This is a genomic window from Janthinobacterium sp. TB1-E2 (assembly GCF_036885605.1).
GTDB lineage: Bacteria > Pseudomonadota > Gammaproteobacteria > Burkholderiales > Burkholderiaceae_D > Janthinobacterium > Janthinobacterium aestuarii.
On sequence record NZ_CP142523.1, the window covers coordinates 6,221,728 to 6,246,710 of the forward strand.

The 24,983-nt window shown below is 63.0% G+C and carries 24 protein-coding genes; 4 read left to right on the forward strand and 20 right to left on the reverse strand.

Annotation, left to right across the window (positions count from 1 at the left end; all coding sequences use genetic code 11):
* Positions 1-141: 141 nt before the first annotated feature.
* The 6 genes from astB to OPV09_RS28010 all read right to left on the reverse strand — a co-directional run bounded on the left by astB (position 142) and on the right by OPV09_RS28010 (position 7,504).
* Positions 142-1,482, reverse strand: a complete 1,341-nt coding sequence (astB, locus tag OPV09_RS27985) for an N-succinylarginine dihydrolase (RefSeq protein WP_338680043.1) — start codon at positions 1,480-1,482, stop codon at positions 142-144.
* 20 nt (positions 1,483-1,502) lie between these two features.
* Complete coding sequence (gene astD, locus OPV09_RS27990; RefSeq protein WP_338680044.1) at positions 1,503-2,993, reverse strand: succinylglutamate-semialdehyde dehydrogenase; 1,491 nt, start codon at positions 2,991-2,993, stop codon at positions 1,503-1,505.
* On the reverse strand, positions 2,986-4,038 hold the full coding sequence (gene astA, locus OPV09_RS27995; protein ID WP_319990466.1) for an arginine N-succinyltransferase: 1,053 nt from the start codon (positions 4,036-4,038) through the stop codon (positions 2,986-2,988). Before astA ends, astD begins: the two co-directional genes overlap by 8 nt.
* A 13-nt stretch (positions 4,039-4,051) precedes the next feature.
* Complete coding sequence (locus OPV09_RS28000) at positions 4,052-5,083, reverse strand: arginine N-succinyltransferase (RefSeq protein ID WP_072457323.1); 1,032 nt, start codon at positions 5,081-5,083, stop codon at positions 4,052-4,054.
* Between the two features lie 94 nt (positions 5,084-5,177).
* Positions 5,178-6,419 carry an acetylornithine/succinylornithine family transaminase gene (gene astC, locus OPV09_RS28005; RefSeq protein WP_034745535.1) on the reverse strand — a complete coding sequence of 414 codons (1,242 nt, stop codon included), beginning with the start codon at positions 6,417-6,419 and terminating at the stop codon, positions 5,178-5,180.
* 140 nt (positions 6,420-6,559) lie between these two features.
* On the reverse strand, positions 6,560-7,504 hold the full coding sequence (locus tag OPV09_RS28010) for a GlxA family transcriptional regulator (RefSeq protein WP_072457325.1): 945 nt from the start codon (positions 7,502-7,504) through the stop codon (positions 6,560-6,562).
* 131 nt (positions 7,505-7,635) lie between these two features.
* Between OPV09_RS28010 and OPV09_RS28015 the strand changes: the two genes are divergently transcribed.
* From OPV09_RS28015 to OPV09_RS28025, 3 genes are all read left to right on the forward strand, one after another.
* The gene (locus tag OPV09_RS28015; RefSeq protein ID WP_034745529.1) at positions 7,636-8,064 is read left to right on the forward strand and encodes a MarR family winged helix-turn-helix transcriptional regulator; all 429 of its coding nucleotides are present in this window, start codon (positions 7,636-7,638) and stop codon (positions 8,062-8,064) included.
* Between the two features lie 45 nt (positions 8,065-8,109).
* Complete coding sequence (locus OPV09_RS28020; protein WP_034745526.1) at positions 8,110-8,394, forward strand: hypothetical protein; 285 nt, start codon at positions 8,110-8,112, stop codon at positions 8,392-8,394.
* A gap of 152 nt (positions 8,395-8,546) precedes the next feature.
* Positions 8,547-9,395, forward strand: coding sequence for an HDOD domain-containing protein (locus OPV09_RS28025; RefSeq protein WP_034745523.1), 849 nt, complete (start codon positions 8,547-8,549; stop codon positions 9,393-9,395).
* A 179-nt stretch (positions 9,396-9,574) separates the two neighbouring features.
* On the opposite strand, the gene OPV09_RS28030 is transcribed toward OPV09_RS28025, so the two are convergent.
* The 8 genes from OPV09_RS28030 to queA form a co-directional block, all read right to left on the reverse strand.
* Positions 9,575-10,201, reverse strand: a complete 627-nt coding sequence (locus tag OPV09_RS28030; RefSeq protein ID WP_338680047.1) for a glutathione S-transferase family protein — start codon at positions 10,199-10,201, stop codon at positions 9,575-9,577.
* Positions 10,202-10,291: 90 nt separating this feature from the next.
* Positions 10,292-10,993: a helix-turn-helix transcriptional regulator gene (locus OPV09_RS28035; protein ID WP_219328118.1), complete on the reverse strand. Its 702-nt coding sequence runs from the start codon at positions 10,991-10,993 to the stop codon at positions 10,292-10,294.
* A complete protein-coding gene (locus OPV09_RS28040) occupies positions 10,990-11,739 on the reverse strand; it encodes a hypothetical protein (RefSeq protein WP_338680048.1) in 750 nt (249 codons plus the stop codon). Before OPV09_RS28040 ends, OPV09_RS28035 begins: the two co-directional genes overlap by 4 nt.
* Before the next feature lie 75 nt (positions 11,740-11,814).
* Complete coding sequence (gene secF / locus OPV09_RS28045) at positions 11,815-12,837, reverse strand: protein translocase subunit SecF (RefSeq protein WP_034745511.1); 1,023 nt, start codon at positions 12,835-12,837, stop codon at positions 11,815-11,817.
* 90 nt (positions 12,838-12,927) lie between these two features.
* Positions 12,928-14,793, reverse strand: a complete 1,866-nt coding sequence (gene secD, locus OPV09_RS28050) for a protein translocase subunit SecD (RefSeq protein WP_034745508.1) — start codon at positions 14,791-14,793, stop codon at positions 12,928-12,930.
* 96 nt (positions 14,794-14,889) lie between these two features.
* Entirely contained in the window at positions 14,890-15,222 is a 333-nt protein-coding gene (gene yajC / locus OPV09_RS28055) for a preprotein translocase subunit YajC (protein WP_034745505.1), read from the reverse strand.
* A gap of 196 nt (positions 15,223-15,418) precedes the next feature.
* Positions 15,419-16,558 carry a tRNA guanosine(34) transglycosylase Tgt gene (gene tgt, locus OPV09_RS28060; protein WP_034745502.1) on the reverse strand — a complete coding sequence of 380 codons (1,140 nt, stop codon included), beginning with the start codon at positions 16,556-16,558 and terminating at the stop codon, positions 15,419-15,421.
* 1 nt (position 16,559) lies between these two features.
* Positions 16,560-17,615 carry a tRNA preQ1(34) S-adenosylmethionine ribosyltransferase-isomerase QueA gene (gene queA, locus OPV09_RS28065; protein ID WP_034745496.1) on the reverse strand — a complete coding sequence of 352 codons (1,056 nt, stop codon included), beginning with the start codon at positions 17,613-17,615 and terminating at the stop codon, positions 16,560-16,562.
* Between the two features lie 178 nt (positions 17,616-17,793).
* Here queA and recG point away from each other — a divergent pair, with 178 nt between their 5' ends.
* Complete coding sequence (gene recG / locus OPV09_RS28070) at positions 17,794-19,896, forward strand: ATP-dependent DNA helicase RecG (protein ID WP_219328121.1); 2,103 nt, start codon at positions 17,794-17,796, stop codon at positions 19,894-19,896.
* Positions 19,897-20,025: 129 nt separating this feature from the next.
* Here the strand turns inward: recG and OPV09_RS28075 are convergent, their stop codons facing one another.
* From OPV09_RS28075 to pyrC, 6 genes are all read right to left on the reverse strand, one after another.
* Positions 20,026-20,517, reverse strand: coding sequence for an REP-associated tyrosine transposase (locus OPV09_RS28075; RefSeq protein ID WP_338680049.1), 492 nt, complete (start codon positions 20,515-20,517; stop codon positions 20,026-20,028).
* A 123-nt stretch (positions 20,518-20,640) separates the two neighbouring features.
* Positions 20,641-20,766: a hypothetical protein gene (locus OPV09_RS28080; RefSeq protein WP_257620246.1), complete on the reverse strand. Its 126-nt coding sequence runs from the start codon at positions 20,764-20,766 to the stop codon at positions 20,641-20,643.
* Positions 20,766-21,980, reverse strand: coding sequence for an MFS transporter (locus OPV09_RS28085; RefSeq protein ID WP_080698372.1), 1,215 nt, complete (start codon positions 21,978-21,980; stop codon positions 20,766-20,768). The genes OPV09_RS28080 and OPV09_RS28085 overlap by 1 nt, the downstream gene beginning before the upstream one ends.
* A gap of 11 nt (positions 21,981-21,991) precedes the next feature.
* Entirely contained in the window at positions 21,992-22,981 is a 990-nt protein-coding gene (locus OPV09_RS28090) for a Gfo/Idh/MocA family protein (RefSeq protein ID WP_070302830.1), read from the reverse strand.
* A 1-nt stretch (position 22,982) separates the two neighbouring features.
* Positions 22,983-23,801, reverse strand: coding sequence for a DUF3025 domain-containing protein (locus tag OPV09_RS28095; protein ID WP_058051002.1), 819 nt, complete (start codon positions 23,799-23,801; stop codon positions 22,983-22,985).
* 6 nt (positions 23,802-23,807) lie between these two features.
* The gene (gene pyrC, locus OPV09_RS28100) at positions 23,808-24,860 is read right to left on the reverse strand and encodes a dihydroorotase (protein WP_070302828.1); all 1,053 of its coding nucleotides are present in this window, start codon (positions 24,858-24,860) and stop codon (positions 23,808-23,810) included.
* Positions 24,861-24,983 lie beyond the last annotated feature (123 nt).

Consider the following 24,983-nt stretch of genomic DNA (forward strand, 5'->3'; position numbering starts at 1 on the left):
CATTACGGTAATGTGAATGTCCAACGCTGTCGTTCGGGCTTGTGGCTGGGCGGCAGCGGTGTCAAGAGACGGGGGTCGCCCGTCCAATTCTGTCTGTGCTACGGATAGTTGTCTCGGATGTTCTGTGTGTTTTTCTATCGCCTACAAGTCGTACAATCCAGGTAAGTTGAGGATGATCGTCAATTCTTCAAGCGCCGCATGCACTTCCAGCGCCAGCTGCGGGTCGGCCAGGTCGCCCGGCTCCAGATGGTCGCGGTAGTGTTTTTCCACCCACTGCACCAGCCGATGGTACAGCGTTTCCGTCATGATCACGCCCTGGTGCATGGCGCGTGCCTCGGTTTCCGTCAGCGCCACGCGCAAACGTAGGCAGGCGGGCCCGCCGCCATTGCGCATGCTCTGGCGCAGGTCGAAATGTATCAGTTCGTCGATCGGTCCACCGCTGGCCACCAGGCCTTCCAGGTAGCGCGACACGGCGCGGTTTTCCTGGCATTCCTGCGGTATCACCAGCGCCATCTTGCCGCCCTCTTTCGTCAGCAGCTGGCTGTTGAACAGATAGCTGGTCACCGCATCCTGGATCGGCACCTGGCCCGTATCCACGCGCAGCGCGTCCAGTTGCGCGCCCGTGGCGGCGACGGCGCGGCGCAACTGTGACAGGCTTGCTTCTTCATCGGCAAACGCCTGCTCGTGATAGAACAGCACATTGCCATTGCCGACGGCGATGACGTCGTTATGGAACACGCCCTGGTCGATCACGTCCGGGTTCTGCTGCACGTACACGGTGCGCTTCGCGTCCAGGCCATGCAATCGCGCCACGGCTTGCGACGCTTCCAGGGTCTGGCGCGCCGGGTAGCGCTTCGGCGATGGCGCGGACGGGTCGAACTCCACGCGACCATACACGAACAACTCCACCGATGGCGCGCCGTGACTCGCGCCCAAGCGCGTGTGGTTGGCCGCGCCCTCGTCGCCGAAGGCCGGTGTCGACGGCAGCGCATCGTGCACGGCGAAGTGCTTGTCGTCGCTGAAAATGGCGCGCAGGCTGCGCGCCGACTGCGCGTGCTCGAAGGCGCGGTGCAGCTTGTTATTCAGATTGGCGGCCGTGAAATGCACGCGGCCATCTTGCGTGTCCGCCGACGGGCTGACCGTGGCGGCATTCGCCGTCCACATGGGCGAGGCGGAATACGCGCAGGCCAGAATCACCGGGGATTCCTTGTAGGCGCGCGCCAGCACCTCGGCGTCCGTGCCCGTGAAACCGATGGAGCGCAGCAGGCGGAAATTCGGCCGGTCCTGCGGCGGCAGCAATGCTTGCGCAAAGCCGCGCGCGGCCAGGGCGCGCATCTTCGCCAGGCCCTGCAAGGCGGCCTGCTTCGGATTCGAAGCGCTTTTCACATTGCTGAACGAGGCCACGTTGCCGAACGAGAGTCCCGCATAGTTATGCGATGGCCCGACCAGGCCGTCAAAATTGTATTCGCGCGTGCTGTGCATGGGAGGCATGTCCTTAAAATTTAAAAATTCAGGCCGGGCGACAGCTTGGCCGGCATTTCCAGAGCGCCGTTCTCGATCGAGGCGACCGGGTAGGCGCAGTAATCGGCCGCGTAATAGGCGCTCGGACGGTGGTTGCCCGACTTGCCGATGCCGCCGAACGGCGCCGTGCTGGCCGCGCCCGTGGTCGGACGGTTCCAGTTGACGATGCCGGCGCGCGCGCGCGTCTGGAACGTTTGCCACAGGGCCGGATCGTCGGACAGCAGCGCTGCTGCCAGGCCGAATTCCGTGGCGTTGGCCACCTTCAGGGCCGCATTGAAATCGGCCACGCGGATCACTTGCAGCAGTGGGCCGAACCACTCTTCGTCGGGAATGCCGGCAGCATTGGTGACGTCGACGATGCCGGCCGTGACAAAGCCCGCCTCGGGATTCAACTGGCGCATCTGCAGCAAGGTGGTGCCGCCCTTGGCGACCATGTCCTCCTGCGCCTGCACCAGGCGTTTTGCCACGGCACTCGATACCACTGGGCCCATGAACGGCTGCGGCTGGGCGTCGGACGCGCCGATACCCAGTTTCGCGGCCACTTCCACCAGGCGCGCGATGAAGGCGGCACCGGCGGCGTTATCCTGCACCACCAGGCGGCGCGCGCAGGTGCAGCGCTGGCCGGCCGACACAAAGGCGGAGAAGATCGCGTGGTGCACGGCCGCGTCGACGTCCTTGACGTCCCACACGACGAGGGCGTTGTTGCCGCCCATTTCCAGCGCCAGCATCTTGCCCGGCTGGCCGCCGAACTGGCGATGCAGGCTGATGCCCGTCTGGCACGAACCCGTAAACAGAACGCCGTCGAGATGCGGATTGGCACCCAGGGCCACGCCCGTGTCGCGTCCGCCGTTGACGAGGTTGACGACGCCATTCGGCAAGCCGGCCTGCTGCCACAGCTGCACGGTTTTGATGGCCGTGCGCGGCGCATATTCGCTCGGTTTGAAGACGATGGTGTTACCGGCGATCAGGGCCGGCACGATGTGGCCGTTCGGCAGATGGCCGGGGAAATTGTACGGACCGAAGACGCCGAACACGCCATGCGGACGGTGGCGCAGCACGGCGTCGCCATCGGCGATCTTGCTTTGCGTGATGCCCGTGCGCGCGTTGTACGACTGTACCGAGATATCGATCTTGTTGGCCATGGTGGCCACTTCCGTGCGCGACTCCCACAGCGGCTTGCCCACTTCTTCCGAGATCAGCAGCGCCAGCGCTTCCGCATGCTCCTTCAGCAGTTCGCGAAAGCGCACGCAGATGGCGATGCGCTCTTCGACAGGCGTGTCGGCCCATGCTTCAAAGGCGGCGCTGGCGGCCTGGCAAGCCTGCTCGACTTCGTTCTCCGTCGCTTCCAGGCTGGCCCAGGTCTGCTTGCCGTTCGACGGATCGATGGTGACCAGTTCACGGCCCGTGCCTGGCAGCCAGGCGCCGTTGATGAAGTTCGATGCTGCGCTAGATGGATTCAATACGTTAGACATGGGGATGCTTCCTCGGGTTGAGTGACAAGGTGCGCACGGTGTCGCCGTGATGGCAGCGCAGCAGATGCAGTTCATCGTCATCGAGCGCGATCTTGCCGCTGTGCGGATTGGCGCTGGTGACGATCATGCGGAAATCTTTCAGATCGGTGTTCGACACCAGGTAAGGCTCGGCCTGGGACGCGTCGCCGCACACTTCCGGCGCAGCGTCGGCGTCGAGCACGGCCGGCATGCTGTCGCGCATGGCGCGCAATTCGGAGACGCGCGCCTGCAGCACGGGACCGGCGTCGAAAATATCGACATAGCCTTCGAAGTGCAAGCCTTCCTGTTCCAGCAGGCGGCGCGCGGGCGCCGTGCTCAGATGCACCTTGCCGATGACTTCCTGCGCTTCGTCGGGCAGGTAGGCCACGTACATGGGCTGGCGCGGCATCAGTTCGGCGATGAACGATTTTTTACCCAGGCTCGTCAAATCGTCGACGTGGTGGAAATCCATCTTGAAGAAATGGCGGCCCAGGCCTTCATAGAACGGCGAGCTGCCGTCCGGCGCCTGGTAGCCGCGCATTTCCGCGATCAGCTTTTCCGTGAACAGCTGCGGGAACTGGGCGATGAACAGGAAACGGCTTTTCGACAGCAGCTTGCCGTTGTTGCCGCTGCGGTAATCGGGGTGCAGAAACAGCGAGCACAGTTCCGTGCTGCCCGTCAGGTCGTTCGACAGGTACAGGGTTTCCATGCGCGTAAACACGTCGAGCTCGCGGCTGGAATGGACCAGAGTGCCGATGCGGTAGTTATAGAACGGTTCGTCCAGACCCACGGCGCCCTTGATGGCGCACACGCCAGCCAGGCGGCCCGTATCGGTATCCTCCATGACGAACATGTAATCGCGCTTTTCTGGCGGAATGGTTTCGGCGAACGAAGCGCAGGCGATGGCCAGGCGGTCGCCCAGCATTTTCATGTCCGGCTTGAGGGTGGTCATGCCGGTGCCGACCTGGCTGGCCAGGCCATACAGGGCATCGAGGTCATTGGCGTTGATGGCGCGTACTACTAGCATAAAATTGACTCCCTTAGATACGCACGCAAATGACGCTATCGCCTTCGGCCACGGCCAGCGCCTCGAGCAGGTCTGCCGGCAAGCCGACGCTGTCCTGCGCTTCGAGCGCATCGCAGGCGAAGGTCACGGCGCGGAAATTGCGCTCGGCGCCGGAAGCGACCGCATAATTGACTTTCAGGCCCGTGCGGCTGGGCGTGACGCCGGCGACGACGCGGCGCGTGAGCGAGCCCGTAAACGAGCGCAGCGCATGCTTGTGCGCCTGCAGGATCGGGCCGCCATCGAAGATGTCGATGTAATCGTCGGCTTCAAAGCCTTCTTCCGTCAGCAGATTGAACGCCAGTTCGCCGCTCGGGTGGATCTGGCCCATGGCCGCCTGCGCGTCGCCGGGCAGCAGCGGCACGTACACGGGGTAATGCGGCATCAGTTCGACGATCAGGGTGCGGTTGCGCGCACCGCCGATGACTTTTTCGGCATCGAGGAAATCCATCTGGAAGAACTTGCGGCCCAGCGCATCCCAGAACGGCGACTGGCCATTGGCGTCCGTGATGCCGGCCAGCGGCACGAAGAAGCGGTCGCCAAAACGGTGCGGCGCCAGCACGGCGAACAGCAGCCGCGCGCGCGACAGCAGGGCCGCTTCCAGGCCCGCCTGCTCCATGTTGCGCACATAGAAGCCGGACAGCTGCGAGTACGCCGTCAGCTCCGAGCACAGGGTCAGCGCATGCACGCTGTGGCTGATGTTCAGGTCGCGCGAGACTTGCTGGATGACGTCGTTGCGGAAGGAAAAATAGGTGCCGTTCGAGCCGGCCGAGGCGAAGATGGCGGCCGTACCAAAGATGCTCTTGTCGAGCAGGGATTCAAGCACGAAGAGATACGACTCTTCGCTGGGGATGTCGACATGGGCGGCAAACGAGGCGATGGAGCGCTCGACGGAGGCGGCGATTTTTTCGCGCGTCTTCGGCAGGGTATGGACACCCGGCATGGTGACTGCGGCCAGCGCTTCGAGGGCTGCAATATCCGCAATTTCTACCGGACGGACAACATACATGGGTACTCCTTCAATGCTGACGATGCTGGGGTAGAACCAAGCCGGCCCGCAGCAAAGCGGCGGGCCGGTGATCAAACAGGGAGCGGGGCTAGCTTCAGGCTTTCAGCATGCCGTCGATGGCGGCGCGCAGCAGACGGCCCGCTTCGGCGATCTGCTCGTCCGAGACGATCAGGGCCGGCGCCAGGCGCACCACGTCCATGCCGGCGATCAGCACCATCAAGCCTTGCGCTTCGGCCGCTTTCTGGATGTCTTTCGCGCGGCCTTTGTAGGCATCGGTGACGACCAGGCCCAGCAGCAAACCGCTGCCGCGCACGATGGAGAACACTTGCGGGTAATCCGTGATCAAGCCTTGCAGCATGGCGATGGTGTTGACGCTCGCTTCTTTCACACGCGCCAGGAATGCCGGCGTGTTGATCGTGTCCAGCACGGTCAGGGCCACGGTGGCGGCCAGCGGGTTGCCGCCGTAGGTGGTGCCGTGGGTGCCGACGGCCAGCGTTTGCGCCAGTTCATTCGTGGTCAGCATGGCGCCGATCGGGTAGCCGTTGCCCAGGGCCTTGGCGGCCGTCAGGATGTCCGGCGTGACGCCGTAGCCCATGTAGGCGAACAAGGCGCCGGTGCGGCCCATGCCGCTCTGGACTTCGTCGAAAATCAGCAGGGCGCCCGTCTTGTCGCACAGGGCGCGCAGCTCCTTGAGGAACTCCGGATTGCCCGGCACCACGCCGCCTTCGCCTTGTACCGGCTCGACGATCACGGCGCAGACATCATCGCCGATGGCGGCACGCGCCGCTTCGATGTCGTTGTAGGCGATGTGGTCGATCGATGGCGGCAGCGGCTCGAAGCCTTCCGTGTACTTGGCCTGACCGCCGACGGAGACCGTAAACAGGGTGCGGCCGTGGAAGGAGCTGAAGCACGAGATGATGCGCGACTTGTGCGCGCCGAACTTGGTATGCGCGTACTTGCGCGCCAGCTTCAGGGCCGCTTCGTTGGCTTCCGCGCCCGAGTTGCAGAAGAAGGCGCGGTCGGCGAAGGTCGCTTCCGTCAGGGCCAGCGCCAGGCGCAGCACGGGCTCATTGGTGTAGCCGTTGCCCAAATGCCACAGATTATTGATTTGCTTGGTCAGCACGTCGACCAGGGCCGGATGGCAGTGGCCCAGGCTGTTGACGGCGATGCCGGAGGTGAAATCGAGGTAATGCTTGCCTGACTGGTCCCACAGGTCCAGACCGGAACCGCGCACGGGCACCATGGCTGCAGGGGCGTAGGTAGGAACGAGGACCTGGTCAAAGGTTTCCCGGGTGACTGGACGAGCCGTTACGGTCGAATCAAGCTTGGCATTCATAGCATTTCCCCATCAATATGTTAGGTACTCCGCAGCTACGACAGCTACGTGTGTACTGCATTATAAAAAGCGGGATGCTAAAACTCTTTTGAATCTGCGACAAGGATTTTCACAATTCATCACAGCCGGGCTTGCTTTAATCACGCAGGCGGCATCAGCTTTCTTTGCCGCTCTTCCCGGGGCGTATTGCCAAACAGGGTGCCAAAGGCCGTGGAAAAGTGCGAGCCCGAGGAAAAGCCGCACATCAGGCCAACTTGCACAATGGAATAATGTGTATCGAGCAACAGTTGCCGTGAGCGCCGCAGGCGCAGCTCCAGGTAGTAGCGCGATGGCAGACTGCCCAGGTATTGCTTGAACAGCCGCTCGAGCTGGCGCCGCGAAAGGCCCACCAAGCTGGCGATATCGTCGGTCGACAGCGGTTCCTCGATATTGGCTTCCATCAAGGTCACCGCTTCGGACAATTTCGGCTGCAGCACGCCGAAACGCGCCTGCAGGGCCACCCTCTGGCGCTCTTCCTTGCCGCGCACCTTGTCCACGCACAGCGCTTCCTTGACGAGCGCCTGCACGTCGGCGCCAAAGATGGTCTCGATCAGGGTCAGCGAAAAATCGATGCTGGCCGCGCCGCCGCAGCAGGTGATGTGCGGACCGTCGATGTCGAACAGGTGCGGTGTCAGGATGGCCCGTTCGGCCTTCGCTTCCGCATCGGCATACAGGGCCCACGGCAAGGCGATGCGCACGCCATCCATGACGCCCGCGCCGGCCAGCCACAGCACGGCCGCGCCCACGCCGCCCCAGAACGGCGCCGAACGGCAGCGCTCGATCACGGCCCGGCACAGCTCGGCGCGCAGCGGCGCCTCCGTCTCGTCGGCCACCAGCAGCGCAATATGCCAGTTACCGCCCTGCGCGGCCACCTGTTCCGGCGTGCGCACGTCCAGCTGCAAGGCACCGGGTCCCAGCGCCCGCGCGCACAGGCGCAGCGGCTGCACCAGGCCGGCCCAGGTGATCGACTCGGCATCGCCGGCATGGACCAGCAGCAAACGCAGCGGTTTGTCGAGGCCGATACGGGAAAGATTAGCGAAGGACATCGGCGAGGCGGACCAAGGGCAAGGGCTGAGTTGCCCACATGATACCGGACTTCCGCCCCGTCGCCCCCCTCATGCAAGGGCGCATCCGGGCGCGGCGGAAAAAAGCGGAGCGGAAGGATATAATCACCCCCATGGGTGAACGATATTTAAAAAGTATCCGGCTGCTGGCCGAATGCATGCAAGGCTTCGAGCGGTTTTCTGGCGACTTCGTGCGCCAGTACGGCTTGACGCATGCGCAATTCGACATCATTGCCACGCTCGGCAACACCCGCGGCATGTCCTACAAGGAACTGGGCCAGAAAACCCTGATTACCAAGGGTACTTTGACGGGCGTGGTGGACCGACTGGAACAGAAGGGGCTGGTGATACGCGAACGCTGTCCACGCGACAAGCGTTCCTATTACGTGCGCCTGAGCTGCGAGGGCGAACAGGTGTTCCATGACGTGTTCCCCAAGCTGACAACGCAGGGCCAGCGCCTGTTCGACGGCTATACCGAAGACGATTTCATACGCCTGGAAAGCACCCTGGCGGGACTGAAACAGGCAATCGCCAACGGCTGACCATACACCAGGCACCGACATTCAAACAAGACAAAGGAAACCAAGTTGAAAACCTCACTGCTCGAAGGCAAAAAGCCTGCTCATTTCGATAAACACATCATCGGCAACCTGCTGCTCAACGCCAGCACGCCGGAACTGGTGCGTCAGGAAAAACTGATCATCGGCGTGCGCAACGAAGACGGCGAAATCTATCGCCTGATCGGCGCCACCAAGCACAACAGCTTCATGAACGCCGTCGAGGAACTGTTCGACCTGGGCTTGACGGATGAGCTGGAAGACAGCGATGAACTCGTTGAAGGCTGCGACGCGATATTTAGCGAAGCAGACTGATAACGCTCGTATGATCCCAAAAGGGCATGCTGCTGATCAAGTGGCATGCCTTTTTCCGTTTACCGGGCTTTGCTTGCCTTTTGCTAAGCTGTTTGCGAAAAGATCATGCTTAAAAAGTTCCGTACGGAAATATTGCGAGTATAATTTTTTCAATGAACAGACTCGACGCCTTTAAAAGCATCGCCGCACAAGCCGCTCGTGGCGAGCTGACCTTTCCTGCCAATGTGGACGCTTCGCTCAAGCTGCAAGAGGCGCTGGCCGATCCCGACTGCCATATCGAGGCCGCCGCCAAGCTGGTGCAGGCTGACCCGCTGCTGGCCGCGCGCACGGTGGCGATCGCCAATTCCGTGGCGTTCAACCGTTCCGGCAATGAAATCACCAGCGTGCGCAACGCCGTGCAGCGGCTAGGCGTGCGTACCCTGCAGTCGGTGGTAGCATCGCTGATCGTGCGCCAGCTGGGCAGCACCATCACCGATCCCGTGCTGCAAGCGAAGGCCAACCAGCTGTGGGAGCATACGGCCCACGTGGCGGCCCTGTCGCAGGTATTGGCCCGCCGTGTCACCAAGGTGGACCCCGATACGGCCCTGTTTGCAGGCATCATGCATGAAGTGGGCGGGTTTTATCTGCTGTCGCGCGCGGCCGAATTCCCCGGCATCCTCGACGGCGAACCGGAAGACTGGGTCGAACATGGCGAACAAGCCATCGGCCACGGCGTCCTGGCCAAACTGAAGGTGCCGGAAGCGGTCAGGGGCGCCATCGATGCGCTGTGGGAAGGCTTGCGCGCCATCCCTCCCGAATCGCTGGGCGACACCCTGCTGCTGGCAAATGACCTGGCGCCCGTCTCGTCACCGCTCAACGAAAGCCCGGCCGCCATCGCCGTGCGGGCCGCCCGCGCCGCGCGCAGCATCGATTGCCTGATCGGCGACGATGCGACCTTGTCGAGCATCATGGAAGAATCGGACGATGAAGTGCAGTCGCTGCTGAAGGTACTCGTGCACTAGGCTGCCTGCCGCGCCGGATGCGAGCACTCACTATCAGCGCCAGGCTTCCATAGCGGCAAACAAAAAAAACCCGCTCGAAAGCGGGTAAAGTCCAAAGCTAGGGATGTCCTGAAAGAGACAGCCCTATCTTATGCGCTGTGCCGCGCCAGCTCCGTGCGCTGGCTCACTTAGCGCACACATTATCCCGGCAACAGTTTCACGTCCGTTTCCTGCCAGGCGCGCAGCTGGCGCACGCGGGCAAACCACGCCTGGATGTGCTGGTACTGCGCCAGCGGCAAGCGCACGGCCTCGCTGTACATCAGCGGCGCGGCGACGGCGAACTCGGCCAGGGTCAAGGCATCGCCGCAGAGCCACTCACGCTGCGCCAGATGCGCATCCAGCACCACGGCACAGGCATGCAGTTCGTGCTCGCCGCGCGCCTCTTCCAGCGGGTCCGCAGGACCATTGCCCGTCATGCCTTTCCAGGCGCGTTCCCAGGCCAGCACGCTGATGGCGGGCGCAAAGTGCTGCGCGGCCCAGAACAGCCAGCGGTTGACGTCGGCGCGCGCTTGCGGCGCCTGCGGGTAAATCGTCTGGCCCGGCACCTGCTCGGCCAGGTATTGCATGATGGCGCACGATTCCCACAGCAGGAAATCGCCATCGGCCAGCACGGGCACTTTGCCGTTCGGGTTCAGTTCGGCCAGGCGGCGGCGGTCGTCCGCATTCATCAGGTCGACTTCGGCCAGCTCCAGAGGCAGGCCGAGGTGGATCGCCGTCATCAGGGCACGGCGGGCATTCGAAGACATGGGGTGGTGGTACAGGCGCATGATGGATAGCTCCGGTGAGTGAGGAAGCCACCATCGTAGTCGCCGTCACTGACAGTTTTTGTCAGGAGCGCATCTGAGGATTCCGGGTCGCTAGCTTTCCGGATCAATCTCGTGCGCTTTGCGCCAGGCATCGAGCAGTACATGGCGCCGCGTGGGATAGCGCTCCGCATGCTGCAGCACGTCGGCGATGCGGTCGATGCGGAAATGCCGGTAATCGCCGCGCAGTTCGCACCAGGCGGCCAGCAGGCGCTTGCCTTCGAAAAAAGCCAGGGCGAACGGCCACACCGTGCGCGAAGTGGCGCTGCCATGCTCATCCTGATAGGCGAGCGTGAGCTTCTGTTCATAGCGGATCGCCTCGCGCACGGGCTGCACGTAACGGTCGGCCGGCTGCGTGCCATCGGCGGGACGCCCCAGCGGCACCCACAAGCTGGTCTCGGCCATGCTGTCGCGCAGGTCGCGCGGCGAAGCGGCCGCGATCTTGGCCAGGGCATTGCTGGCCGCCTGCGCCAGGCCCGCATCGCCCTGCCGGCGCACCCAGCGCGCGCCCAGCACCAGCGCTTCCAGTTCATCGGGACCGAACATCAGCGGCGGCAGGAATGCGCCGCGGCGCAGCACATAGCCGATACCGGCCTCGCCCTGCAGGGGCGCGCCCAGTTCGGCCAGGGTCTGGATATCGCGGTAAATCGTGCGTTCGGAAACACCGAGCTGCTGCGCCAGCTGGGCCGCCGTAACGGGCACGCGCCTGGCGCGCATGGCGTCCATCAGCAGGAACAAACGGCCGCTGCGGCTCATGGACAAGCCTGCAAAGCCTGGTCGCCCATGACGAGGGCCGACAGGGCCGGCACATACAGATAGCCGTCGGGCAGCATGCGCGCCACGCGCGTCCCCTCCTCCACGCCAGCGATGCCGTAGCAGTGCCGCAGCCGGGCGGCGGTTGGCCACCAGTAGACGGCCGCCTCCTGGTCGGGAAAGCGCTGGCGCACGCTATCGGCCTGCGCCGCCACTTGCCGGAAGTCGCGGTAAAAGGCGGGGGCGATACCCAGCTCCGCGGCAAACGCCGCTTCCTGCGCCGCCGTCTCTGCCAACCGGGCCGCCAGCGCCACCGTTTCATCGTTCAGATCCTCGGCCGCCACACCCGCTTCAACCAGGATGCGCCGCATCTGCGCCCTGTCGACCTGCGCGCGCAGGAACGCCGACTCCTGCAGTGCCAGCACGGCGCCGTCGGGTATGCTTTTGTGCCGCGCGGCCGGGAACACATACAGGGCGCAGCTGCCGGCGCACAGCGTGTCGATGGCGAGACGCCATTGCTGCTGGCGCAGATAGCGGCCCAGCTGCATCGCCGCCTGCGGATCGCCTGCATCGCTATTGACGCGCAACAGCGCGGTGCCCGGCGTAGCCAGCAGCCGCAGCTTGTCCACGTCGCCCTCGGCAATCGGGCCGCGCATGGCGATGCTGCCGGCATCGGCACGACTGAAATCGGCGGCGCCCGCGCATGCCGTCATGCCCGCCATCAGGCCTACCCATAAAAAACGCTTCATCGTCATCCGTTACAAAAAAAAACGACCACCGCAAACGGTGATCGTTCTTTCATTCAAGCTGCAAAAAACCTGCGCTTACACCACGGCGCCGTCGGTTTCGTCTTTTTCCTTGACCGGCTTGATCAAGTCTTCGCGCTTGACGCCCAGCCACATGGCGATCGAGGCCGCGACGAACACGGACGAGTAGATACCGAAGCAGATACCGATGGTCAGCGCCAGTGCGAAGTGGTGCAGGGTCTGGCCGCCGAAGATCAGCATCGACAGCACCATCATCTGGGTAGAGCCGTGGGTGATGATGGTACGCGAAATGGTGCTGGTGATCGCGCTGTCGATCACTTCATGCACGGTCGCCTTGCGCTGCTTGCGGAAGTTTTCGCGGATACGGTCAAAAATCACCACCGATTCGTTGACGGAATAACCGAGCACCGCCAGGATGGCCGCCAGCACCGTCAGCGAGAATTCCCATTCGAAGAAAGCGAAGAAGCCCAGGATGATCACCACGTCATGCAAGTTGGCGATAATGGCCGAGACAGCGTATTTCCATTCGAAGCGGATGGCCAGGTAGATCATCACGCCGATAATCACCACCACCAGCGCGTTCAAGCCATTCTGCGCCAGTTCCTCGCCCACTTGCGGGCCGACGAATTCAACTTTCTGCAGGACGACCGCTTCGCTGCCGGCAGCGTCCATACACGCGCTCTTGAGCACATGCTCGCCCTTGTCGGTGACGGTGTCGATGGCCTTGGTCGAGCCTTGCTCGGCCTTGCACAAGGCTTCAAACACGCGCTGCGAGGTGTTCGCGGCGCTGACGCCATTTTCCACCGGCAGGCGTATCATCACGTCGCGCGCCGTGTCGAAGCTGGTCACGCCCGGCTCTTCATAGCCCATGGCGATCAGGGTGCCGCGTATGCCTTCCAGATTGGCCGCCTTCGGGTATTTCACCTCCATCAGGGTGCCGCCCTTGAATTCGACGGACAAGTGCAAGCCCTTGTGCACCAGGAAGAAGACGGCGGCAAGGAAGGTCACGGCCGAAATCACGTTGAAAATCAACGCATGGCGCATGAAGGGAATATCTTTTTTGATCCGGAAAAATTCCATGAAATCCTCTGAGTTCTATTCTGTGCGTCCGGCGGCTGTGCCACCGGACGCGATCGCTGTTGTCGCTATGGAGTGAGTCGGGGCCACCGCTTATTTGCTGGTGCCCGGCACCCACACCGTGCCGATCGACAAGGTCGTCAGCTTTTTCTTGCGGCCATACCAGAGGTTGACCACGCCGCGCGAGACGAACACGGAGGAGAACATCGAGGTCAGAATACCCAGGCAATGCACAACAGCGAAGCCGCGCACAGGACCGCTGCCGAAGGCCAGCAGCGCCAGACCGACAATCAGGGTGGTCACGTTCGAGTCGAGAATCGTGGCCCAGGCGCGGTCGAAGCCGGCGGCGATCGCCGCTTGCGGCGTATTGCCGGCGCGCAGCTCTTCACGGATACGTTCATTGATCAGCACGTTGGCGTCAATCGCCATACCCAGCGCCAGCGCGATAGCGGCGATACCGGGCAAGGTCAACGTCACCTGGATCATCGACAGCAAGCCGACCAGCAACAGCAGGTTGGTGGCCAGGGCCAGCACGCTGAAGGCACCGAACAGCATGTAGTAGGCGATCATGAAGACGGCGATGGCGATGAAGCCGTACAGGGTCGAGTGGAAACCCTTGGCGATATTTTCCGCGCCCAGCTGCGGTCCGATCGTGCGTTCTTCGATGACGGTCATCGGTGCCGACAGGGCGCCCGAGCGCAGCAGCAGCGCCAGTTCGTTCGCGTTTTCCGCGCCGCCCATGCCGGTGATCTGGAAGCGCGAACCGAGTTCCTGCTGGATGGTGGCAACCGACAGCACTTCCGGCTTGCCCTTTTCAAACAGCACGATGGCCATGCGCTTGCCCACGCGTTCGCGCGTCGCTTCGCGCATCTTGCGGCCGCCGTCGCCGTTCAGGTCGATCGATACGGCCGCCTGCTGGTTCTGGTCAAAGCTGGCTGTGGCGCTGGAGATATAGTCGCCCGTCAGGATCACGTCTTTCGCCAGCACGACAGGTACGCCCTTGCCGACGGTGAACAGTTCCGAGTTGAACGGAATGGCGCTCGACAGTTCGGTGCCGGGGACGATGGACTCATCGACCAGGCGCACTTCCAGGGTAGCCGTGCGGCCGATGATGGCTTTCGCGCGGGCCACGTCCTGCACGCCAGGCAATTGCACCACGATGCGGTCAGGGCCTTGCTGCTGGATCAGCGGCTCGGCCACACCCAGCTCGTTGACGCGCTTGGACAAGGTGGAGATATTCTGTTTCACGCCTTCATCGATGGTTGCCTTCAGGGCGGCCGGCTTCAGGGTGATGTTCAGTTTCAAATCGCTGCCTTCGCCCGCATCGGCGAACGCCAGTTCCGTCATCTGGTCGGACAGGACATTTTTTGCCTTCACGCGCGTTTCCGCATCGCGGAAGTTGATCTGCACGCTGTCGCCCACGCGTTCGATGCCGGCGTGGCGGATATTCTTGTCGCGCAACACGCTACGCGCGGCGGACTGGACGCCCTGCACTTTCTTGTTCAGTACGGCTTTCGCATCGACCTGCATCAGGAAGTGCACGCCACCGCGCAAGTCCAGGCCCAGGAACATGGGCAAGGCATGCAATTTTTGCATCCACAATGGGGTATTGGCTTGCAGATTGACCGTCACGATGTAAGCGGGATCGCTAGCATCGGTGTTCAGGTCTTTTTCCAGCACCAGTTTCGCCTTGAACTGGGTATCGGGATCGGCGAAACGCACGCGCACGGAGGCGAGGTTGCCGGCGCCATCCATGGTGACACCTTCCGACTTGACGTTCTCTTTCGTCAATATTTGCTCGACTTGCGTCATCAGCTCGCCCGTCACTTTGACGGTCGACTTGCCGCTGGTTACTTGCAGCGCCGGTGACTCACCGAAATAGTTGGGCGCCGTATAGAGTGCGCCCAGCAATAAGGCGACGACGATGATGATGTATTTCCAGGCAGGATAGCGATTCATATTGATTCAGCGTTCAGTGTTGAGCGTCGGAGGCGTCGCGAGGGGCGGCGGGTAGCCGCCCCATTCAATCATTGCTTTGGCAATGACAGCGAGGAATTACAGCGCCTTCAGGGTGCCTTTAGGCAGCAAGGTGGTGATGGAGCTCTTTTGCACCGTGATTTCGGTGCCGGTCGCCACTTCGATGGTGACGTAAGCGTCCACTACCTTGACAACACGGCCCAGCATGCCGCCGGCGGTGACGACTTCGTCACCCTTGGCCAGCGCGTCCATCATCGCCCGTTGTTCTTTGGCGCGTTTTTGCTGTGGGCGGATCATCAGGAAATACATGACCACGAACATCAATACCAGCGGCAGGAAGCTGGTCAGGTTGCCGCCGAGGCCCAGGGCGTCGGTTGGGGCTTGCGCATAAGCGTTGGAAATGAAAAACACGGTGACTCCAGTTCTAATCAGTTTGAAAAAATAGCGCTGTATTCTAGCATTGGCAATCCGCCAAGCCTCCAATTGCAGGCATGGCAGCTTCAAATGGGGCTAAAAAGGCATTATGCAATGCTTTATCGCCCCAGTCCAAGCACCAATACACAAAACTTCAGGCCATGCTGCGGCCAGGGCGCCAGATAAGGTTTTCTTAAGTTCCGCGTGCGCGTTCCGCGTGGAATTGCAGGGTAAACGCGTGGAAACGGTCTTCGTCCAGCGCTTCGCGCATCTGGCGCATCAGGTCCAGGTAGTAATGCAGGTTGTGGATGGTATTCAAACGCGCGCCGAGGATTTCCTTGGAGCGGTGCAAATGGTGCAGGTAGGCGCGCGAGAAATTGCGGCAGGCGTAGCAGCTGCAGGTCTCGTCCAGCGGCGCCTGGTCTTCCTTGTACTTGGCGTTCTTGATCTTGATGTCGCCAAAACGGGTGAACAGCCAGCCATTGCGGGCGTTACGTGTCGGCATGACGCAGTCGAACATGTCGATACCGTTCGACACACCGGCCACCAGGTCTTCCGGCGTGCCCACGCCCATCAGGTAATGGGGCTTGTTGGCCGGCAGGCGCGGGCCCACGTGGGCCAGCATGCGCATCATGTCTTCCTTCGGCTCGCCGACGGACAGGCCGCCGATGGCGATGCCGGGGAAATCGATTTCTTCCAGCTTGGCCAGCGACTCGTCGCGCAGCATTTCGAACATGCCGCCCTGCACGATGCCGAACAGCGCATTCGGGTTTTCACCGCGGTGGAACTCGTCCTTCGAGCGCTGCGCCCAGCGCAAGGACATGCGCATGGACTTGGCCGCTTCCTCGATGGTGGCCGGACGGCCCTGGATTTCGTACGGCGTACATTCGTCGAACTGCATGACGATGTCGGAATTCAAGACGCGCTGCACCTGCATCGACACTTCCGGCGACAGGAACAATTTATCGCCGTTGATCGGCGAATTGAAATGCACGCCCTCTTCCGTGATCTTGCGCATGGCGCCCAGCGAAAACACCTGGAAACCGCCCGAGTCCGTCAAGATCGGCTTGTTCCAGCCCATGAAACCATGCAAGCCGCCGAATTTTTCCATGACGGTGTTGCCAGGACGCAGCCACAGGTGAAACGTGTTGCCCAGAATGATCTGCGCGTCGATCTCGTTGAGTTCCAGCGGCGACATGGCTTTCACGGAGCCGTAAGTGCCCACTGGCATGAAGATCGGCGTCTGCACGACGCCATGGTTGAGTTTCAAGGTGCCGCGGCGTGCCTTGGTCAGGCCGCTCGTGTCGGTCTTGAGTAATGTAAATTCCAGCATGTCAGTCTTTCACGGGAGTATCAAGGTTCAGCGCAGCGCGCGATTGCGTGGTGAGCAGCATCGCGTCGCCATAGCTGAAGAAACGGTAATTCTGCGCAATCGCATGCGCGTAGGCGCTGCGGATCGGCGCATAGCCGGCAAAGGCCGACACCAGCATCAGCAGGGTCGACTTCGGCAAATGGAAGTTGGTGATCAAACGCGTCACCGTTTTAAACGCATAGCCGGGCGTGATGAACAGGGCCGTATCGGCGCTGCCCGCCACCAGCTGGCCGCTTTGCGAGGCCGATTCCAGCGCGCGCAGGCTGGTCGTACCGACGGCGACCACGTCGCGCCCGGCCAGCTGCGCGGCGCGCACGGCATCGACGGTTTCCTGCGGCATGGTGTACCACTCGGTATGCATCTTGTGTTCGGCCAGCACCTCGGTGCGCACGGGCTGGAAGGTGCCGGCACCCACGTGCAGGGTCACATAGGCGAAGTTGACGCCCTTGGCCTTCAATTGATCGAGCAGGGCCTGGTCGAAATGCAGGCCGGCCGTCGGCGCGGCGACAGCGCCGGGCACCTTGTTGAACACGGTCTGGTAGCGCGTCTCGTCGAATGCATCCGCATCGTGCTCGATGTACGGCGGCAGCGGCAGCCGGCCATGCGCCTCGATCAGCTCGAACACGTCGGCCTCGAAGTGCAGGGTAAAGAACTCGCCGGCGCGCTGGCCGACCGTCACATCAAAGGCGTCGGCCAGGCGGATGCGGCAACCGGGCGGCGGCGACTTCGACGCGCGCACCTGGGCCAGCACGGTGCGGTCATCGAGCACGCGCTCGACCAGCGCCTCGATCTTGCCGCCGCTTTCCTTGACGCCAAAGAAGCGCGCCTTGAGTACGCGCGTATCGTTCATCACCAGCAGGTCGCCCGCCTGCAACAGCCCGACGATGTCGGCGAACTGGCGGTCGACCAGAGCGTCGCCGTCCAGATGCAACAGGCGCGAGGCGCTGCGCTCGGCCAATGGAGTTTGCGCAATGTTTTCTTGCGGCAAATTAAAATCGAAATCGGAAAGCGAATACATGCGTTTTGCTTCAAAAGTACGTCAAAAATGATTAGGAGTGCGCAATGGAACATCTGGCACTATACTGTGCGCCTATACAGGCATTACAATAATCCGCCGCAACAATTTACGACTGCGGTACGCACAGGGTGTGCCGGACAACCCTCTATTTTACGCTAGCGGCACCAAAACCTTGCATATGTCCGATCCAAAGCCCGATCTTCCTCCCACGGCCAAGCCGGCCACCAAGCCGAAAGCCGTCAAAAAAGTGGTCAGCACGGAAAGCCGGCTGGCCAAACTGGGCTTGCGCACGGACATGGACCTGGTGCTGCACCTGCCGATGCGCTACGAGGACGAAACCAAGGTCTACACGATACGCGACGCCTGCCTGCGCGGCGGCGAGTCGTGGCAAGTCGAGGGCATCGTCACCAAATGCGAAGTCAATTTCAAGCCGCGCAAGCAGCTGCTGGTGACGATCGCCGACGAAACGGGCAATTTGCTGCTGCGCTTCATGAATTTCTACGGCAGCCAGGTCAAGCAGCTGGCCGAAGGCACGCGGGTACGCGCGCGCGCCGAGCTCAAACACGGCTTTTTCGGCGCCGAGATGGTGCACCCGACGTATAAAGTGGTCAACGAGGGAGCGCCCCTGCCCACGGCGCTCACGCCCGTGTACCCGTCCGGCGAAGGCCTGTCGCAGCACGTGCTGCGGCGCGAGATCGCCGACGCCATGCGCCGCATCGACTGGCAGGACACCTTGCCCGACCAGCTGCTGCGTGAAATGCAGCTGTCGCCGTTCCGCGCCGCCGTGCACCTGCTGCACTATCCGCCGCAGGACATCGATGAAAGCGCGCTGATGGACCGCTCGCACCCGGCCTGGGTGCGCATGAAGTTCGATGAACTGCTGGCGCAGCAGCTGTCGCTGAAACGCGCCCAGCGCGCGCGCCGCTCGAAAGGCGCCGCATCGCTACCCATCGTCGGCACCCTGTCGAACGCCTTCGGCGCAGCCCTGCCCTTCAAGCTGACGGGCGCACAGGCGCGCGTACTTGAGGAAATCCGCGCCGACCTGCGCCAGCCGTATCCGATGCAGCGCCTGTTGCAGGGCGACGTCGGCAGCGGCAAGACGGTGGTGGCGGCATTGTCCGCCACGCAGGCGATCGACAGCGGTTACCAGGCCGCGCTGATGGCGCCCACGGAGATCCTGGCGGAGCAGCACTTCCGCAAGATCGCCGCCTGGATGGAGCCGCTGGGCGTGAAGGTGGCGTGGCTGACGGGCAGCCTGAAGAAAAAGGAAAAGACGGCCGCGCTGGCCCTGATCGAATCGGGCGAAGCGCAGCTGGTGATCGGCACGCACGCGCTGATCCAGGATAACGTGCTGTTTGCCAAACTGGGCTTGGTGATCGTCGACGAGCAGCACCGCTTCGGCGTGGGCCAGCGCCTGACCCTGCGCAACAAGGGCGACAGCGCGGCCGTTCCGCACCAGCTGATGATGTCGGCCACGCCCATTCCGCGCACCCTGGCCATGACGTATTACGCCGACCTGGAAGTGTCGGTGATCGACGAGCTGCCGCCAGGGCGCAGCCCCATCGTCACGCGCGCCATCGACCAGAACCGGCGCGACGAAGTCATCGCCCGCGTGTATGCGGCCGCATTGGAAGGCCGGCAAGTGTACTGGGTCTGCCCGCTGATCGAGGAATCGGAAGCGCTGCAGCTGCAGACGGCCACCGACACCTACATGATGCTGGCCGAAGCCCTGCCCGCGCTGCAGGTGGGCCTCGTGCACGGCCGCTTGAAACCGGCCGAAAAGCAGGAAGTGATGGACGCCTTCATCGCCGGGCATATCCATGTGCTGGTGGCCACCACCGTCATCGAGGTGGGCGTCGACGTGCCGAACGCCTCGCTGATGGTGATCGAACACGCCGAGCGTTTTGGCTTGTCGCAGCTGCACCAGCTGCGCGGGCGCGTGGGCCGCGGTTCGGCAGCCAGCGTCTGCCTGCTGCTGTACCAGGGCCCCCTGGGCGGCGTGGCGCGCCAGCGCTTGATGACCATGCGCGAAACAACGGACGGCTTTGAAATCGCCCGCCGCGACCTGGAAATCCGTGGCCCCGGGGAGTTTCTTGGCGCGCGCCAGTCCGGCCAGGCCATGCTGCGTTTCGCCGACCTGGAAACGGATCAATGGCTGGTCGACCAGGCCCGCGACGTGGCGCACGATTTGCTGCACGCCACCACGGCGGCTGCAGCAGCCACCGTGGAAGCGCACTTGGCGCGCTGGCTGGGTGGGAAAGAGGAATTTTTGAAGGTGTAAATCTGGGATTGTTTATTTCCCGGTGTTGTCGGATTACGGCCTTCGGCCTAATCCGACCTACGCAAAAAATATGCCGTGGTAGGTCGGATTAGCGCGCAGCGCGTAATCCGACAACATTGTTAGCGCCCCTCACTCCCGCCCAACACCCGCCACATCCACACCATCCCCGCCCCAATCGGCGGCGCACCATCCCTGCTTTACATACCGGTGAAAACTGGAATACGGCCAATCGATGACTTTACTCACAAGGCCATGCTTGACGGGGTTGTAATGGATGTAATCGACGTGGTTTGCGAAGTCGCTCTCGTCACGCAACACATGCTCCCAATACCGCTGCTGCCAGACATTTTCAAGATCGCAGCGCTTGCTGAACCATGTCTTGATCAACCTCCAGCGCGTCATGAAATCGGCATCACTATCTGGCAAGGTCCAGATGCAGTGCAAGTGATCAGGAAGGATAACGATGGCGTCGATAGCGAATGGCCGTTGATGCCGCACGGCGCGGAAAGAATCACGCAGCAAATCCACGGCATTGGCAGCAGAAAAAACGGGCCGGCGATGGGCAGTCACCACCGTGAAGAAAAAGCTGCCACCTGGCTGGAATGCGCGTCGGTATCGCATGGTTTCGGATGTTGTCGGATTACGCGAATCCGTCGCAGCAGGTCGGGTAGGTCGGATTAGCGTAGCGTAATCCGACTTCTAGCGTAATCCGACTTCACGCAAACCACCTTGCGCCCACGCAGCCTACATGCACATCCAGAAGCGGTTCGCCAGGTCGAGCATGAAGTCGGGCCGCAGATAGGCAAGGAAGACGATGGCCAGCAGCGCGGCGCCAGCCAGGCGCCATAGCCATGTGCGCCAGCTGGCCATTACGCGGCCACCGCCACGCGCTTGACGGCGCGCTCGTCGATGGGCAGGTTGATCAGCGCGGCCAGCAAGCCCAGGCCGATGGTGATCATCCACACGATGTGGTAACTGCCCTGGTGCTCGTACAGATAGCCGCCCAGCCAGGCGCCGAGGAAACTGCCCACCTGGTGCGAGAAGAACACCATCCCGGCCAGCATCGACAGATGCTTCACGCCGAAGATGCCGGCGATGATGCCGTTCGTCAGCGGCACGGTCGACAGCCACAACACGCCCATGCCGGCGGCGAACAGATACACGGACCACGCCGACAATGGCGCCAGCAGGAACGCGGTGATGACCACGGCACGCGTCACGTAGATGGCCGACAGCAGGTAGCGCTTGGCGATCTTGCCGCCGAGTTTGCCCGCATAGTAGGAGCCGACGATGTTGAACAGGCCGATCAGGGCCAGCGCCGTGACGGCGACGTTCGGGTTCATCAGGCCCTGGTCCTTCAGGTAGGCCGGCAAGTGCACGCCGATGAAGACCAGCTGGAAACCGCAGACAAAATAACCGGCCAACAGCAGCCAGAACGAGCGGCTGGCGATCGCTTCGCTGAAGGCGGCGCCCACGCTTTGCTGCGGGCCGCTGGCGTGCGAGACGGGCGGCTCGCGCAGGTAGAAGGCCATCGGGATCATCGCCAGCAGCACCAGCGCGGCCAGCACATAAAAGGCGTTTTGCCAGCCCACGGCGGAGATCAGCTGCTGCTCGACGGGCATCATCAGGAACTGGCCGAACGAGCCGGCCGCCGACGAAATGCCGAAGGCCCACGAGCGCTGCTCGGGCGGCGCGCTGCGCCCGATGATGCCGCTGATGGCGCCAAAAGCCGTACAGGCCAGCGCCAGGCCGATGAAGATGCCGGAGCCGACGATGAACAGGGTGGGCTGCGTCACGAGCGCCATCCACACGAGGCCCGCCATGTAGCTGATGGCACCGACGATGACGACGCGCATGGTGCCGAAGCGGTCGGCCGCCATGCCGGCGAACGGGCCGAAGACGCCCCACATCAGGTTTTGCATGGCCAGCGCCAGCGAATACGTTTCGCGCGTCCAGCCATTGGCTTGCGAGATCGGCTGCATCCAGAAGCCCAGGCCGTGGCGCACGCCCATCGCCAGGGTCAGGACGACGCCGCTGGCGATGAGGACAGTTTTCAGGCTGGGACGGGATGAGTGCAATGTCATGGGATTCCTGTTCACGCCTGGTCGGCTTGGTAGACGAGGCCGATCTGGCCGCGCATGGTGTCGAGATTGCGCATCAGCGCCACGCTGTCGGCGTGCGGCATGAGGGGGCTTTCCAGCAGGCCGGCGCGGATGCAGCGCATCGCCTCGATGGCCTCGTGCGCATAGCCATTGCCCAGGTGGGGGGCGGCGACGACGCGGCGTTCGCCGTCCATCATTTCGACAATCAGGTGATCGGGCTTGTAAAAACGGTTGGGCAGCCGGATGCGTCCCAGGCTGCCGGAAATGGTCATTTCCGTCGGCGTCTGCGCGCGCAGGCTGCAGGCGCAGGACGAGGTGCCGCCGCCCGCATGCAGCAGCGAGAACACGACCTGCTCGTCGACGCCGGTGGCGCCCATCTCGGCCAGCGCCTGCACCTGCGATACGGGGCCGAGGAAGAAGGCCGCCATCGACAGCGGATAGATGCCCACGTCGAGCAGCGCGCCGCCACCGAGCTGCGGATTGAACATGCGGTGCTCGGGCGGGAAATTGGCGACAAAGCCGATATCGGCCTGCACCTGCCGCAGCACGCCGATTTCGCCGCTGGCGATGATGCGTTGCGCTTCCTGCACGGCGGGCAGGAAACGGCTCCACATGGCTTCCATCAAAAACAGTTTTTTCTCGCGCGCCATATCGACCACGGCCTGCGCTTCGCGCGCATTCATGGTGAACGGTTTTTCGCAGACGACGTGCTTGCCGGCGGCCAGGCACAGCAAGGCATTTTCCGCATGCAGGGTGTGCGGCGTGGCGATGTAGATCACGTCCACGCCAGAATCGTCAGCCAACGCCTGGTAGGAGCCATGGCAACGTTCGATGCCGAATTCGGCGCCGAAGGCCTGCGCACCGGCGCTGCTGCGCGAGGCGACCGCCACCAGTTGCGCACCGGGCGCATCGCGCAAGCCATTGGCCATCGCGCGGGCGATCTTGCCGGTGCCGAGGATGCCCCAGCGGACGGTGTTTTCCATGCTATTGATCTCTTTCTGCGCCAGCCACCTTGCGCTTCGGGCGGAACACCGCCGCGTCATTGTAAAAATCGTCGTCCTGGTCTTCACACCAGCCGGGCAAGCCAAGCACGGGCAGCGGCGTGAAGTCCGCCGTGGTCAGGCCTTGCTGCGCCAGGTCTTGCGCCACCCGCTCGTCGAGCCAGGCGCGGCGTGCCGCATCGTCGAGCGCAAAGTAGGCGTCGCCGGCAAAGATCACGCGCGTATGCGCCGTGATGGCCTTGCGCGGCGCCACCAGTTTTTCCATCAGCGCGTGGCCGAACAGCCAGACATCGGCGTCGCCGCCCGCGCCAAATTTCTCGCGCTGCGCAATGAACGCGCTGCGCCAGTCGTGCCCGCGCAAGGCCGCGTCCAGCGCGCGCCCCGCGTCGCTGTCGCGCAGCACCAGCAAGGCGGAATTCTCGTCAAAAATCGTCGCGCCATCGCGCGCGGGACCGCGCGATTTGCCCACGCCGGACAGGGCGATCTGCGCGGCCTGCAGCGCATTCAATTGGCGCTTGATGCGGGGGAAGGTCAGCCACACGAGCGCGTTGAAAAAATCGTGCAGATTGTCGCGCGTGGGCACGCCGCCCGTCGCGCCGATGAACTCCTCGTAGGCCACGCCTTCGGGCAGGTCCGCTTGCGGCACGAAGGCCAGCGGCAGGCCCGATGGATTGCGCAAATCCAGCGCCCGCGCCCGTCCATTGAGCGCGGCAATCACCGTGTCGCGCTGCAGGTCCAGCTGCCGTCGCGCCGGCAGCACCGTGGCAAACCAGGGGCGGGTCCAGTCTATCGATGGCAGCATGAACGCTTAGACCATTTTCCAGTTGATCTGCTCGCCCGCGTTGAGCGGAATCACGTGGCTGTCGCCCAGCGGCAGCGAGGCCGGCAAGGTCCAGCTTTCGCGTTTCAGAGTGATGGTGTCCGTGTTGCGCGGCATGCCGTAGAAAGCCGGGCCGTGGAAGCTGGCGAACGCTTCCAGTTTATCGAGCGCGCCGGCCCGTTCGAATGCTTCCGCATACATTTCCATCGCATGCAGGGCCGTGTAGCAACCGGCGCAGCCGCAAGCCATTTCCTTGGCGCCTTGCGCATGCGGCGCCGAGTCCGTGCCGAGGAAGAAACGCTCGTCGCCGCTGGCGGCCGCCGTCATCAGTGCCAGGCGGTGCTCTTCGCGCTTCAAGATAGGCAGGCAGTAGTAATGGGGACGGATGCCGCCCTTGAAAATCTCGTTGCGGTTGTACAGCAGGTGATGCGCCGTGATGGTGGCGGCGATCGGGCCTTCCGCTTCGGCCACGTACTGCGCCGCATCCTTGGTGGTGATGTGCTCGAACACGACGGACAGGGCCGGGAAGGCGCTGCGCAGCGGGCGCATCACGCGCTCGATGAAGACGGCTTCGCGGTCGAAAATATCGATTTCCGGGTCCGTCACTTCGCCATGCACGAGGAAGGGCATGCCCACTTCCTGCATCACTTCGAGCACCCTGTAGCAATTCTTCAAATCCGTCACGCCCAGGTCCGAGTTCGTCGTGGCGCCAGCCGGATACAGTTTCACGGCCTGCACGATGCCGCTGTCCTGCGCGCGGCGGATTTCATCGGGCGACGTGTTGTTCGTCAGGTACAGCACCATCAGCGGATCGAAGTTCACGCCTTGCGGCACGGCGGCCAGGATGCGCTCGCGGTAGGCACTGGCATCGGCCGTGGTGGTGACGGGCGGTTTCAGGTTCGGCATGACGATGGCACGGCCGAACTGGCGCGCGCTGTGCGGCAGCACGCTGGCCATGACGGCGCCGTCGCGCAGGTGCAAATGCCAGTCATCCGGACGGGTGATGGTGATGGAGGCTGGGGTGTGATCGAGTGTGGACATGGCGGCTGCTCTCAGGCGGTCATTGCGAATAGCGCCATTTTACCAGTCGCGGGGCGGCCTCGCAGGCTGCGGCGGCTACTGCCCGATGCTTGCCGGACGATCAAACGGCCGGTTCGCACCGGC